The sequence below is a fragment of the uncultured Mailhella sp. genome, from assembly GCF_963931295.1.
GTDB lineage: Bacteria > Desulfobacterota > Desulfovibrionia > Desulfovibrionales > Desulfovibrionaceae > Mailhella.
The window spans coordinates 1379907-1392474 of sequence record NZ_OZ007001.1 but is presented as its reverse complement, the minus strand read 5'-3'; the positions used below and the strand labels follow the sequence as shown (position 1 = coordinate 1392474).

General features: G+C 62.6%; 11 protein-coding genes. 8 read left to right on the top strand and 3 right to left on the bottom strand.

The window, feature by feature from the left end; translation table 11 throughout:
* The 8 genes from ABGT79_RS05715 (at window position 1) to ABGT79_RS05680 (ending at window position 7325) form a co-directional block, all read left to right on the top strand.
* Window positions 1–1575 (top strand): ATP-binding protein, encoded by a 1575-nt coding sequence (locus tag ABGT79_RS05715; RefSeq protein ID WP_346665382.1) that lies wholly within the window; start codon window positions 1–3, stop codon window positions 1573–1575.
* Window positions 1576–1604: 29 nt separating this feature from the next.
* Window positions 1605–1766, top strand: coding sequence for a hypothetical protein (locus ABGT79_RS05710; protein WP_346665381.1), 162 nt, complete (start codon window positions 1605–1607; stop codon window positions 1764–1766).
* Window positions 1767–1993: 227 nt separating this feature from the next.
* Complete coding sequence (locus ABGT79_RS05705; RefSeq protein WP_346665380.1) at window positions 1994–2368, top strand: hypothetical protein; 375 nt, start codon at window positions 1994–1996, stop codon at window positions 2366–2368.
* 76 nt (window positions 2369–2444) lie between these two features.
* Window positions 2445–3794: a trypsin-like peptidase domain-containing protein gene (locus tag ABGT79_RS05700; protein WP_346665379.1), complete on the top strand. Its 1350-nt coding sequence runs from the start codon at window positions 2445–2447 to the stop codon at window positions 3792–3794.
* Between the two features lie 72 nt (window positions 3795–3866).
* Entirely contained in the window at window positions 3867–4454 is a 588-nt protein-coding gene (locus tag ABGT79_RS05695; RefSeq protein ID WP_294484005.1) for a hypothetical protein, read from the top strand.
* 189 nt (window positions 4455–4643) lie between these two features.
* Window positions 4644–4976 carry a hypothetical protein gene (locus tag ABGT79_RS05690; RefSeq protein WP_294484002.1) on the top strand — a complete coding sequence of 111 codons (333 nt, stop codon included), beginning with the start codon at window positions 4644–4646 and terminating at the stop codon, window positions 4974–4976.
* A gap of 762 nt (window positions 4977–5738) precedes the next feature.
* Entirely contained in the window at window positions 5739–6944 is a 1206-nt protein-coding gene (locus tag ABGT79_RS05685; RefSeq protein WP_346665378.1) for an ammonium transporter, read from the top strand.
* A 24-nt stretch (window positions 6945–6968) separates the two neighbouring features.
* Complete coding sequence (locus ABGT79_RS05680; RefSeq protein ID WP_346665377.1) at window positions 6969–7325, top strand: P-II family nitrogen regulator; 357 nt, start codon at window positions 6969–6971, stop codon at window positions 7323–7325.
* Between the two features lie 241 nt (window positions 7326–7566).
* Here the strand turns inward: ABGT79_RS05680 and ABGT79_RS05675 are convergent, their stop codons facing one another.
* From ABGT79_RS05675 to ABGT79_RS05665, 3 genes are all read right to left on the bottom strand, one after another.
* Window positions 7567–9030, bottom strand: coding sequence for an SLC13 family permease (locus ABGT79_RS05675; RefSeq protein ID WP_346665376.1), 1464 nt, complete (start codon window positions 9028–9030; stop codon window positions 7567–7569).
* Between the two features lie 102 nt (window positions 9031–9132).
* Window positions 9133–10851, bottom strand: coding sequence for an FAD-binding protein (locus tag ABGT79_RS05670; protein ID WP_346665375.1), 1719 nt, complete (start codon window positions 10849–10851; stop codon window positions 9133–9135).
* Between the two features lie 14 nt (window positions 10852–10865).
* Complete coding sequence (locus ABGT79_RS05665; protein ID WP_346665374.1) at window positions 10866–12506, bottom strand: FAD-dependent oxidoreductase; 1641 nt, start codon at window positions 12504–12506, stop codon at window positions 10866–10868.
* Window positions 12507–12568 lie beyond the last annotated feature (62 nt).

Here is a 12568-nt window from a genome sequence, read left to right as displayed (position 1 = left end):
ATGGCTGCCGCGGAAAGCCGGACGCATGCGGAAGGGAAGGGCTTTCTTTCCGGTCTGAAACATCTTGTTTCCAGACTCTCGCCCGATTCCCTTCTGGCGCAGCTCATACTTATTTTTTCGGGCGGCTTCTTCGCGTTGCTGCTGCTTACCACCATTTACGCGGGAGAATCCCGCCACTTCTACTTCATGCGCGGCCTCATGGCCGACAGAGCCCGGCGCATGGCCGAAGTGGCCGCGCTGCTCGATTCCACCTCGCCGGAAATCCGCTTCGTGCTGCGCGAACAGTTCAACAGCCGCGGATTTTTCGTCACGTTTACGAGCTCGCGTCCTTCCTTGTCCGTGCATGAGGATATGAAGGACGTGTCCACGCTTATGGAATACATGCTCAACGTGTCCCTTTCGCGCCTGTACGGCGACATGCCCGGGGGCTCCGGCGGCATGCATGGCGGCATGCATGGCGGCATGGGCCGTCACGGCAGAATGCACGGCGGCGACGGCCGGGGCGACGACGTGCCCCGCCGCGGCATGCTGGCCGTGCGCGAACTGAACCTGCCGAGCCCCATGGAATCCTTCGGACAGTCGGTGTGTCAGTATTTCACCGAGGACAAAAGAAAGCGCGGCCCTTCCGTGTATCAGGCCACGGCCGTGGTCCCTCTGCACGACGGCACGTGGGTGGTCATTGAGGACTCTGCGCCCGGCTATCCGCCCATGCCGTATTTTCCCTTCACGAGCATCATGGCCATCGAGATATTTTTTGTGGTCATCAGTTTTCTGGCCTTCTATCTCTGCGTGAAGCCGCTGCGCAGGCTCGCCCGCGCCGCCGACCGCTTCGGCCGCGACATCCACACTCCTGCCCTTCCTGAAACCGGTCCCACCGAAGTGCGCGAAGCCGCGCAGGCGTTCAACCGCATGCAGACGAGCATCCGCGAATTTCTCGACGAGCGGGAACGCACCCTCGCCGCGGTGTCGCACGATCTGCGCACGCCGCTCACCCGCATGCGTCTGCGCGTGGAGCAGCTCGACGAAAGTCAGCGCGGCCCGCTGCAGAAGGACATCGGAGAACTGCAGCAGATCATGGACACAACCATAGACATCGCGCGCAGCAAGAGCGAGAATGTCGCCGTTGTGGACGTCATGTCCCTGATTGAAAGTCTGGTTGAAGACCGGCAGGATATGGGGCAGGATATCCGTATGGAGGAACGTCTTCAGACGCCCGAGGCCATGTTCTCGATCCGTCCGCTCAAGGCGCGACCGCTCAGCATGAAGCGCTGCCTGGCCAACCTCATGGACAACGCGCTGCGCTACGGCGGTCACGTGGTTGTGGACGTCAGGGACAGTGACGACATGCTGTCCGTGATCATTTCCGACAGCGGCCCCGGCATCGCGGAGTCGGAACTCAAAAAGGTGTTTGAGCCCTTCTACAGGGTGGAACGTTCACGCAACCGCAGCACGGGCGGAACAGGGCTCGGCCTGTCCATTGCCCGGAGCATGGCCCGCATGCACGGCGGCGACGTGACGCTGGAAAACAGGCCGGAAGGCGGGCTGAAAGCCACGGCCACCTTCAAGCGGACGTGAACGGCAAGGTGGAAACAAAAGGAGTTGTCATGATTCGTTTTGGTCTTATCGCGCTTCTCTGCGTAAGTTTTGCTCTGGCCGGATGCGCCGTTCCGTCGCCTCATCACGACGGCCCGGAATACGATCAGCCCCGCGGGCACAGGCCGCCGCCCCCGGACTATCATCCCTACTGGGGTCCGAGAAGCCGCTAGCGTGAGGCCGCTTCGGCGGGCCTCGGAAAAGCCCGGATGAGCTCTGCGCTGTCCGGGCGTTTTCTCAGGGCCGTTTCGAGCGGCTGAGATTTCGCGCCGTGAGCGTTTGCGGCGCGTTTTTTCGCGGCGCAGAACTTCGGCGAAACGTCCGCTGGGCGTTTTGCCGGGCCCGTCGTTTCGGAAGTCCGCCTCCTGCGCCGTCTGTTCCATCATCTTGGAGGTATGCCATGCGCGCGCTGCCCATTGTTGCAGGATGTCTTTTTCTTCTGGCCGGCTGCCTTCCGCCGCAGCCCGGATACACGTATGCGGAGCCCTATCCCGGCCCCGCGCGTCACGACGTGCGCCCCGCGCCCCGTCCGGCCCCGCGCCCGCAGGTCCACAAGCCTGCTCCCGCTCCGCGGCCTCAGGCGAACAGACCGGCCCCTGCGCCGAAGCCGCAGATTTCCAGACCCGCGCCGCGCCCAGACGCCCATGTTTCGCCTGCCCGCCCCGGCAAGCCTTCCGGCCCGTCCGTGCAGCGTAGGCCCGAGCCCCGCAAGGACGGCGGCAGAGCGCCCGCGCCCGGCAGAAACGAACCGGGTCGTCCGGTTCACGGCAAGTAGCCTCTCTGCGGACGCCCGTGCGTCCGGATAGGCAATGACGAAAGACTGACCTCCGCTTTCCGGAGGGTCTTTTTCTATGAGCAGAATTACCGTTCGTTCTCTTGTATTCGTTTGTCTTCTGTGTCTTGTTCCCGTGACCGAGGGCTGCGCCGCCGCGCCCGCGGCCGCCCCGACCCTGACCGCGCGTCAGCAGGCCCGCGTGACTCCCGCCGTGCGCGCCGTAAGCGCCGTGGCTCCGGCCGTGGTGAACATCACGAGCACGCTGGTGGAGCGCCGCTCTCCCGCGGAGCTCACCCCCTTCGACTTCTTTTTCAACATGCCCGGCCGCGATCTGCGCAGTCAGAGCATCGGTTCCGGCATCATCATCGACGGCAGCCGTTCGCTGGTGCTCACCAACGCCCACGTGGTGAACGGCGCGTCCGCCATTTCGGTGCGCCTTCTCGACGGCCGCACCTTCGACGCCGACGTGGTGGGCGCGGAGCCGGATTTCGACATCGCCGTGCTGCGCCTCAAGGGCGCGAAGAACCTGCCTTCCGTGGCCATGGGCGATTCCACCGATCTCATGCCCGGCGAGAGCGTCATTGCCATCGGCAATCCCTTCGGCTTTTCGCACACGGTGACCACGGGCGTCATTTCCGCCCTCGACCGCACCATTGAAGCCGAAGACGGCGTGTTCACCGATCTCATCCAGACCGACGCCGCCATCAATCCCGGCAACAGCGGCGGTCCGCTTCTGAACATCCTCGGCGAGCTCATCGGCGTGAATACGGCCATCTATGACAAGGCGCAGGGCATCGGCTTCGCCATTCCCATCAGCAAGGCCCGCCGCGTGGTGGACGAAATTCTCGATCAGGGCCATGTGAGCACGCCGTGGCTTGCGCTCATCGGTCAGAACGTGGATCCGCGCACGGCCCGCTACCTGCGCCTGCCCGAAGCCGAAGGTCTGCTCGTCACGGAGGTGTTCGACAACGGCCCGGCGGACAAGGCGGGCATACGACCCGGCGACGTGATCATGGAAATTTCCGGCAACGCCGTGACCGACAGAGACAAATATCTTTCCCTGCTGCGCAACCATCAGCCGCACGCTCCCGTGACGCTGAAGCTGTGGCGCAACGGCTCGGAAAAGACAGTCACCCTGACCATGACGGACTTCGATGACGGCACGGCGGCTTCGCTTGCGCTGCGCCGCTGGGGCATGGCCGTGAAGGACGGCAGAAACGGCGCCGTGGTGACTGAGGTGCGGCCCAATTCTCCCGCGGCTCGTCTCGGACTGGAGAGGGGCGACGCCGTGACGGCTGTTTCCGGCCGGGCGACCGGTTCGCGCAAGGCGTTTCTCGACGCGTTCCGCCGGGATTTCCTCAAGCGGCAGATACTGCTTCAGGTGCTGCGAGGCGGCCGTCTCTATCAGGTGCGCATGGGAATTTAGCAGGTCGGCCCGGCGTTGCGTCCCGGACATAAAAAGGCTAAGGTGTGAAATCCCTTTTTCAGGAGTTGAGGTATGATTCATTTCCGTCGTCTTTCCCTGTCCATGTGTGCGGTTCTGATGTTCGCCGCTGTGGCCCTTACCGGCTGCCTGGCCCAGAATAATGTCCGCCTGCTTTATAATCCCAGCGGAACGGCCGCCCTGCCCGTGGCTACGGCGCCGCGCGTGGCCGTGGTCGTGTTTGAAGATCAGCGCGGCCGCATCGACATCGGCGCCCGCAAGGACGGCAGTCCCTTCCAGCCCAGCTCCAGCGTGGCGGAATGGGTGAGTCAGTCTCTGGCCGACGAACTCGCGCGTCAGGGCGCACAGGTGTCTCTGGCCACCAGCATGGCGCAGGCCCAGGCCGGACAGCCCGACTACATCGTGGGCGGCGTGGTCGAACGCGTGTGGCTCACGGAAAAGAGCATCAGCAGCTACGACGCCGTCATCCGCATCCAGACCCGCCTCTACAGCCAGAAGCAGGCCACGGTGTCCAGAAGCTTTGCCTCCCAGCAGGAAAAGACCGGCATTCCCGGCGCGGCGCTTGCCGAACAGACACTGTCCAGCACGCTGGCCGACGTGCTCAAGAATGCGTCCATGTCCATCATGGGAGCCATGCGCTAGAGTGCTTGCGCCTTCGTCGATGTTGAAGTCGTCCGGCGCGTCTTCGCGCCCCGCGGTCCGGCATCGCGAAAGGCGGAAGACTCTGCGCTTCGACGCTGAAGTGTGAACATTGCGCCGCGTCCGGTTCTTCCGGGCGCGGCGTTTCAGTCTGAACGCCTTTCTCTGCGGAAAGGCGGATACGGAGCAGCTATGAGACCTGTGCTCGTGAAGGCCTACGGGGCCCTGAATCCCGCCACGGAGGAAACCTATCGCGCCGTGCGCGCCGTGCTTGAAGACTGGTACATTCCCGACGCCGTGGAGTTGAAGGGCGATCTTCTGCGCATCAGCTACGAAGGCGAGGTGTTTCCCGACGCCGAAGTGGTGGAGGCGCTCCGTCCCTTTCTCTGCGATCAGAGCGAAGGCAAGCTCGACATCCTTGATCTTGAGGCGTGGACGCTGCATCGGTACTTTTTTGCCTACGGTCGCCTGCGCGATCACACCGCCACGCTGGACAAGGCGCTGGAAGCCTGCTCCATGCACTAGGCGACGCCGAAACGGCGCGCCGACTCTCTCAATTGTTTTTCATCCGCGGGATGCTTCGTTTGCCGGAGCGTCCCGTTTTTTTGCGCCGTCGTTTGGGCGCTCCGGCTTCTGAGAGGAGTCGGTCGTCCTGCCTTTGGGGCTGTAGGCGTCGCTCCGGCGCGGCGGATGATGCTGCTCCGGCTTCGGCGGGCGTCCTTTCAGGGACAGGCGCGGCGTCCGACGGTTCGTCGTGCTGCTGAAACCGTGGAGAGCTCCGGTACGCCCTCCGGCGGCCGGCCTTTGCTTCGGCTGCCCTGACTCCGGTCGGCTCTGCGCTGCCTCCCTGAAGGCTGGCCCGGCGTTTCTCCCTGAAGACCGCTTGAGGTGATGAGGCCGTTTCTTTCGGAAAAGATTTCGACCTCCGACTGCGGATTTTGGCGCAGTCGAGAGCCGCCCGCGTCTGCTGTGACCCCGGAGGCCGCTGTTTTTGAGGCGGCGGGGTACGAAAAGGATTCATCGTTATTCTTGGATTGATACAAAAAAATATTATAAAGCCTTTCCTATTGAAAATGTTGGAGAAAATATTTTCTGGCGCAAAAATGCGTGGGAGGACGACCGGCGGGAAACAGGATCGTGCCGAAACGTTATTGTATCAATGCGGCAATCGGCGTTTTGAGGAAGATGTCAGTTATTTTACCTCGTTGAATTATTTTTGGTGAGTTGGCACGGTTTATGCATCGTCAAGAACAGAATCTGACGTTCTGGATGAAGGAGGAAATATCTATGAACGCTGCTGATACCGGTTTTGTTCTTATCAGCGCCATGCTGGTCATGCTTATGGTGCCGGCACTCGCTCTGTTCTACGGCGGACTCGTGGCTTCGCGCAACGTGCTTTCCACCACCATGCACAGCTTTGTTCTTCTCGGCGTAGGCGCGCTGGTCTGGCCCATCGTAGGCTACACGCTAGCCTTCGGTCCCGACATTCACGGCCTTATCGGCGGTTTTGAAAACATCATGCTCTTCGGCGTGGGCAAGGAGCCTCTCAACGGTGGCTCCATTCCTGCGCTTGCCTTCATGGCCTTCCAGTGCATGTTCGCCGCGCTCACGCCCGCGCTCATTTCCGGCGCGTACGCCGAACGCATTCACTTTCAGGCCATGCTGCTCTTCTCCACGCTGTGGCTGCTCGTGGTGTACTGCCCCATGGCCCACTGGGTGTGGGGCGGCGGCTGGCTCATGCAGATGGGCGCTCTTGACTTCGCCGGCGGCGCGGTGGTGCACATGAGTTCCGGTTCGGCCGCTCTCGCCGCCGCCATCGTGCTCGGCAAGCGTTCCACCATGGGCCGCAGAGCCGGTCTGCCTCACAACATTCCCATGACCGTGCTCGGAGCGGGGCTGCTCTGGTTCGGCTGGTTCGGCTTCAACGCGGGCAGCGCGCTTGCGGCCAACGGTCTTGCCGCCAACGCTCTGGTCACCACGCATCTTTCCGCCGGCTGCGCCATCCTCGGCTGGCTCGCCGTGGAACGCTGGCACACCGGTCACTTCACCGTGCTCGGCGCGGCTTCCGGCGCGGTGGCGGGCCTTGTGGCCATCACTCCCGGCGCCGGCTTCGTGGAACCCTGGGCGGCCATCATCATCGGTCTGCTCGGCGGCGCGGTCTGCTACGGCGGTATTTTCCTCAAGAGACTTTTCAACTATGATGACGCTCTCGACGTCGTGGGCATTCACGGCGTGGGCGGCGTGCTCGGCGCACTGCTTACGGGTGTGTTCGCCTGTGCCGACGTCAACGGCGTGGACGGACTTCTGTACGGCAATCCGTATCAGCTCTGGGTGCAGTTCGTGTCCGTCATCGCCACGGTGGGCTTCTGCTTCCCGGTCAGCTACGTGCTGCTCAGACTCACCGACATGCTCGTTGGCCTGCGCGTGCCGCTGGACAAGGAAGTGACGGGTCTCGACATTTCGGAACATTCCGAATCCGGCTACCAGATATAACTACCGACTGATGAGGATACTGTCATGCAGAAAGAAAATTCCCTGAAAAAGCTGCAGGTTATTCTTAGACTGGAAACCGTGGACCGCGTGAAGGAAGCCTTGAGCTCCATAGGCATAGGCGGCGCCACGCTCATGGAAGTGCGCGGATTCGGACGTCAGCGCGGCCATACCGAAATTTATCGTTCGCAGCGCATGGAAGTGGACTTCCGCTCCAAAATGATGCTGGAAATCGTGATGGAAGAGGAAAAGGTGGACGACGCCGTCAAGATCATTCTGGAACACGCCCGCACCGGAGCCGTCGGCGACGGCAAGATATTCATTCTGCCCGTGGACAACGTCATACGCATCCGCACGGGCGAGTCGGGCAAGGCGGCGCTGTAGATTTTCCGACGTAAACGGGAACGGAAAACGGAAAAAGAAAGGACCTGAGTCCTCCTCTGGAAGACGCGCGGTGACGGAAGTCGCCGCGCGTCTTTTGCGCGCTTCGGAGGACGGCCGGGAGAGTGTTCCGGTCGAAGCGGCGGAGGCCGGAAGCGGACGGACCTTGCGGCCTCCGCCGATGGGAAATGGGGAGGTTCCCCGTTGGAGGCGCGCTGTCCGGCATGACGCGGCAGGCGTGAGGCTAGAAGAGCACGGGACCGAGAAGCATGGTGACTACGGCGGTGGAAAGGTAGGCCCCTATGATGGCGATGGGCGCGGTTTTCCAGATGACGGCGGTGTTGCTCCATTCGTTGCCGTGCAGCAGGGCGGCGCTGGCGCTGGCGGCGGGGGTGAGGAAGGCGAAGTGCACGCACATGACCACCATGATGAGCGGAATTTCGGGAGCCATGCCGGTGGCCTGGCTGAAGCTGTAGATGACGGGCATGAGCACCACGCCCACGGCGCCGTTGTTCATGACCTGCGTCAGCAGCATGGCGCCGAAGCCGATGATGAGGGCGAAGGTCATGGGAGAGCTTTCGCCGAAGAGCGGCATGATGAGGCCCATGAGGAAGTCGGTGATGCCGCTGCTCGGCGCGGCCATGCCTATGGTGAGCGGCTGCACGAAGGCGAGCAGCAGCACGATGCCCCAGGTGACGCCGGAATCGACCATGACCTTGAAGTTGAGCAGGGGCTTTCCGTCTACGCGGATGCAGGCCATGATGGTGACGAGCAGAATGACCACGCCGGTGTTGTCTATGGCCTTGAGGAAGCGGGTGAGGAAGAAGTCGGCGGGCAGGAAGCTCGGCGCGAGCAGCAGGAGCACCAGCATGAACAGAAAGACGAGAATGGTCTTCTGCACGTTGTTGAGGTTGAGCGCGCCTTCGCTGTCCAGGTCGTCGGCTCTGAGGTCGCGCAGCCTGGACATGTCGGGCTTGAACACGTACTTGCCCATGAGAATGAAGAACAGCGAGCAGAGCACGCAGATGAGGCAGGCAATGATCATGTACTTCGCGTAGTCTATGCCGCTGCCGGACATGGTTTCATAGGCGCTGAACACGGTGAGCGCCACCTGCTTGAAGGGAATCATGGACTGGCCTATCTGGGTGGCGAACACGATGCCGAACACCATCATGGTGGGGTATCCGTCGCCGCGCTTGTAGCCGCACACTTCGCACACGCCGTACAGGATGCTCCAGCCTATGAGCGCCGCGGGCGAGGCGCTGGTGAGCGCGCCGAGAATGAACATGGAGGCCAGAAACGTGAAGGTGAACAGCCACGGTTTTCCGCACACGCACTTTCTCGTGATGAACCAGAGCGAAATGAACTTGGAAAGGCCGTAGTAGTTGATGGTGGCGCAGAACACGAAGATGAAGAACATCATCTGCACGATGGGGTGGCCGAAGCTGTTGTTGAGCAGCTTTACCGGAGTCATGCCGCCGATGAGCATCATGGCCAGCAGTCCGGCGAGGCTGGGCCAGACGATTTCGATGAAGATCCATCCGTAGAGCACGCCGAGGAAGATGCCGACAAGATTCATGCCCAGGGGCGTGAGCGGGGCGAGAGGCGGAAGCTGACCCACGCCGAACATGATGATGAGGCAGACGGCGGTGTGAATGTAGTACGAAAGGGAGAGGGGGCGTTTGTGCGCGAGAGTTGCGGTGCTCATGCTTTTCCTCGAAAAAGATGGGATATTTTTCACGCAGGATGCGCGGCAGAGGCGCGGCCGCCGGGGGACGGCCGCGCCGATATCGTTCCGCTGCGGACGGAACTAGCCTGCATGCCGGTGTTCAGGCCAGGTGAAGTTGTCCATGTAGTAGCGGTAGGGCTTGATGGGATATTCGTTGACGGGCACGGGCACGGTGTGCAGTTCGCGTCTGCCGTCCACCATTTTCTGTTCGATCCACTTGAGCCAGTGTGCGTTGTCCCGTTCGGGGAAGTCTTCGCGGAAGTGGCCCGCGCGCGATTCCTTGCGGGTGAGGGCGGCGGTGAGGCTGAGATCCGTGAGCAGAATGGTGGACTGCGCCTCGAAGAGCTTGGCCAGTTCGTGGGCGTCGCGGGCGCCCATGCGCGGAGCGAATTCCTCGCGCACTTCGGCCACGCGGTCGAGGCCGTGGGTGAGGCCCTGCCCCGTCTTCATGAGGGCGATGTCCGGGGCGCTCATCACTTCGCGCATGTCGGCAATGACGTCCTTGGGGGCGATGCCGTCTCTGCCCAGATACTTGAGCAGGCCGTTCACCTTGTCTTCGGCGTAGGCTCTGTCGAAGGCCACGGCGTCGTGTCCCTGCACGAAGTGCGCGGCGGCTTCGCCCGCGCAGTAGCCGGTGGTGGCGGTGATGCAGGTGGCCCAGCCGCCCATGTACACGCCGGGATCGGGGTTGCGCGCAAGGCCTGCGGCGTAGAGGCCCTTCACGGCCGTGGAGCCGTCGAGGTCGGCCACAATGCCGCCGTAGGTGTGACGCACCTGCGGCATCCACTGGAGCTTCTGGGCAAAGAAGTCTATGCCCATGGCGCGCAGCTTCTTGTCGTTGAGACCCATCCATCCGGCGCGCGGACGCATGGTTTCCACGTCTTCGGGCTTCATCTGGCTGCAGTCGAACACGATGGGACCGTTGCCCGCGCGCACTTCGCACACCATGCCGCGGGTGTTGTAGTGCGGATCGGCCTTGGCGCCGAACTTCGGCGAATACTTGCGCATGAAGTCTTCGCCCTTGTTGTTGAGAAAGCGCGCGCCCTTGGGCAGCAGGCCGGTCTGACCTTCCCAGGCGAAATCCACGGGCACGTTCCACACCTTCCAGAATTCAAAGTTGCGCATGGCGCAGCCTGCGTTCCAGGCGATGCTCACGCCTTCGCTCGCCGGCGTGTTCTGATGGTAGGAAGGCTTCCAGCCGCCGGTGTTGGTGGCGAGCAGCACGGCGCGCGCCTTGATGAAGACCGGAACGCCGCTCTGCGCATGAAAGCCCACCGCGCCGGTGACGCGGTCGCCGTCGGTGACGACGTCGGTGATCACGGTGCGGCCGAGGCGGCGCACGCCGCGCTTTTCGCATTCCTGCTTGAGCAGACGGGCCTTTTCAATGCCGCCCATGCCGTAGGGATGGTAATAGTAGTAGCGCATGTGATCGAGCGCGCGCTGGGGAATGAAGCACAGTTCGCCCTTGTCGTTGCGCACGAACTTGTGGCCCCAGTTTTCAAAGTCCATGAAGCGCTCGTAGGACTGGGTGAGAATCTGGCCGAGAATGCGCTGATCGGCCAGACCGTCGTAGTAGTACACGAGGTCGTCGAGCAGGTCGTCGAGATTCATGTCGGGCTGCTTGACGATCATGTCGCCGCCGGAAAGTCCGCCGAGTCCGCCCCAGTCGCGGGGGCCCTTGTCCACCACGAGCACGTCGTCAAGAAAGTCCTTGGCCCGCATGGCGGCCCACATGCCGCTGAAGCCGCAGCCGATGACGAGAAGGTCGGTCGTGTATTCGTATCCTCTGGTTTCTTTCATGATATCCTCCGGGTTCAGCTCTTGGCGACTTCAATCTGGTCAAGGGTTCGGGCAAAGCGTTCTTTGAAGGGATGAACGAAAATGGCGCCGGAGGGGCAGTGGAGCTCGCAGTTGAAGCAGGTCATGCAGTCGTCGGTGTAGGTGATGCGGGACTTGCTGCCGCAGGTCATGCAGCGCAGCGCTTCGGCAAAGCAGGCTTCCATGTCCAGAGGCTTCGTGTGTTCCGCAAAGGGATGTTCCGGATCCGCGGGAAGCACGGCGCGTTCGTGCCGCACTTCGTGGCGGATGCCTTCGCCGGGCAGTTTGTCTTCGGGCACGCAGGGGCGCTTTCTGCCGCGTTCGCCGGTGAGGTCCGCGCCTTTCAGCATGCGGTCGATGGAGCAGGCGCATTCACGGCCGCCCGCAATGGCGGCCACCACGGAGGCCGGGCCGGAAGCCGCGTCGCCCGCGGCGAAAATGCCCCATGCCGACGTGGCGAAGGTGACGTCGTTCACGACGATGCGGTTGCGCTCCACCGTTACCTCGCCCGCAAAGCCGCTCAGTTCCGGAGTCTGGCCGATGGCGAAAATGACGTGGGAGGCGGCAAGATGCAGCGTTGAGTCGACGTCGAAGAGCGGGGCGAAGCGTCCTTCCTCGTCCTTGAGGCGGGTGCAGGCGTGCAGCTCTATGCCGGAAACGTGGCCGTCTTCGGTAAGAATGCGCGCCGGGCCGAAACCGCAGTGGAATTCCACGCCTTCGTTTTCGGCGTCCTTCTGATTGTGGGGGTACGCGGGCATGGCGTCGCGGCTTTCAAGGCAGGCCATGTACACGCGGGCCGCGCCGAGGCGTTTTGCGCTGATGGCCGCGTCCACGGCCACGTCGCCGCCGCCGATGACCACCACGTCGCCGGAAATTTCCGGTTTTTCATCGTCGCGGCAGGCGCGCAGAAAATCGAGTCCCCAGTGAACGCCTTCGGCGTCTGCGCCCTCGATGTCCACCTTCTTGGCGGCGCTTGCGCCGGGAGCGAGCATGACGGCCTTGAAGCCGCGCTTTTTCAGATCGGCGAGGCTGACGTCGGCATTGTCGCCCACGAGGGTGTTGCAGCAGAACGTCACGCCCAGGCGTTCCAGACGTTCAATCTGCCCCGTGACCACGGCGTCGGGCAGGCGGTAGGCGGGAATGCCGTAGCGCAGCATGCCGCCGGGGAAGGGACGGGCTTCAAATACCGTGACGGGATAGCCCATGTTGGCCAGGAACCACGCACAGGACAGTCCGGCGGGGCCGGAGCCTACCACGGCCACCTTGGTGATGTGACGCTGCACCTTTTCTTTCTGCGGAAGCGTCATGCCTCGGTCGCCGAGCACCTGCTCGATGGCGTTGATGTTCACGGCCTGATCCACCTTGGCGCGGGAGCACCTGGATTCGCAGGGATGGAAGCAGACGCGTCCGGTGATGGCCGGGAACGGGTTGGCGTTCAGGAAGTTTTCCGCCGCCTCGTCGAGCCTGCCCTGCTGGATGAGATAGTTGTTCCTGCGTATGTCCACGCCGGAGGGACAGGCCGCCATGCAGGGGGACAGCTCTTCCTGCTGCGTGTCAAGACGGAAAACGTCGAGCGGGCATGTTTTGGTGCATGTGCCGCATCCGGTACAGGCTGCGGGGTCGATACTCTGAATCATGGAATCTCCTTGGCGGGTTGCAATGCAGGACCGATGGTTGTTTCAGATGAATTGCCCCTTAT

Bases quoted from the DNA above. Each gene is read 5' to 3' on its own strand.
- ABGT79_RS05710 (WP_346665381.1), top strand. From the start codon at position 1,605: ATGATTCGTTTTGGTCTTATCGCGCTTCTCTGCGTAAGTTTTGCTCTG.
- ABGT79_RS05685 (WP_346665378.1), top strand. From the start codon at position 5,739: ATGAACGCTGCTGATACCGGTTTTGTTCTTATCAGCGCCATGCTGGTC.
- ABGT79_RS05715 (WP_346665382.1), top strand. From the start codon at position 1: ATGGCTGCCGCGGAAAGCCGGACGCATGCGGAAGGGAAGGGCTTTCTT.
- ABGT79_RS05700 (WP_346665379.1), top strand. From the start codon at position 2,445: ATGAGCAGAATTACCGTTCGTTCTCTTGTATTCGTTTGTCTTCTGTGT.
- ABGT79_RS05675 (WP_346665376.1), bottom strand. From the start codon at position 9,030: ATGAGCACCGCAACTCTCGCGCACAAACGCCCCCTCTCCCTTTCGTAC.
- ABGT79_RS05690 (WP_294484002.1), top strand. From the start codon at position 4,644: ATGAGACCTGTGCTCGTGAAGGCCTACGGGGCCCTGAATCCCGCCACG.
- ABGT79_RS05705 (WP_346665380.1), top strand. From the start codon at position 1,994: ATGCGCGCGCTGCCCATTGTTGCAGGATGTCTTTTTCTTCTGGCCGGC.
- ABGT79_RS05695 (WP_294484005.1), top strand. From the start codon at position 3,867: ATGATTCATTTCCGTCGTCTTTCCCTGTCCATGTGTGCGGTTCTGATG.
- ABGT79_RS05665 (WP_346665374.1), bottom strand. From the start codon at position 12,506: ATGATTCAGAGTATCGACCCCGCAGCCTGTACCGGATGCGGCACATGC.
- ABGT79_RS05670 (WP_346665375.1), bottom strand. From the start codon at position 10,851: ATGAAAGAAACCAGAGGATACGAATACACGACCGACCTTCTCGTCATC.
- ABGT79_RS05680 (WP_346665377.1), top strand. From the start codon at position 6,969: ATGCAGAAAGAAAATTCCCTGAAAAAGCTGCAGGTTATTCTTAGACTG.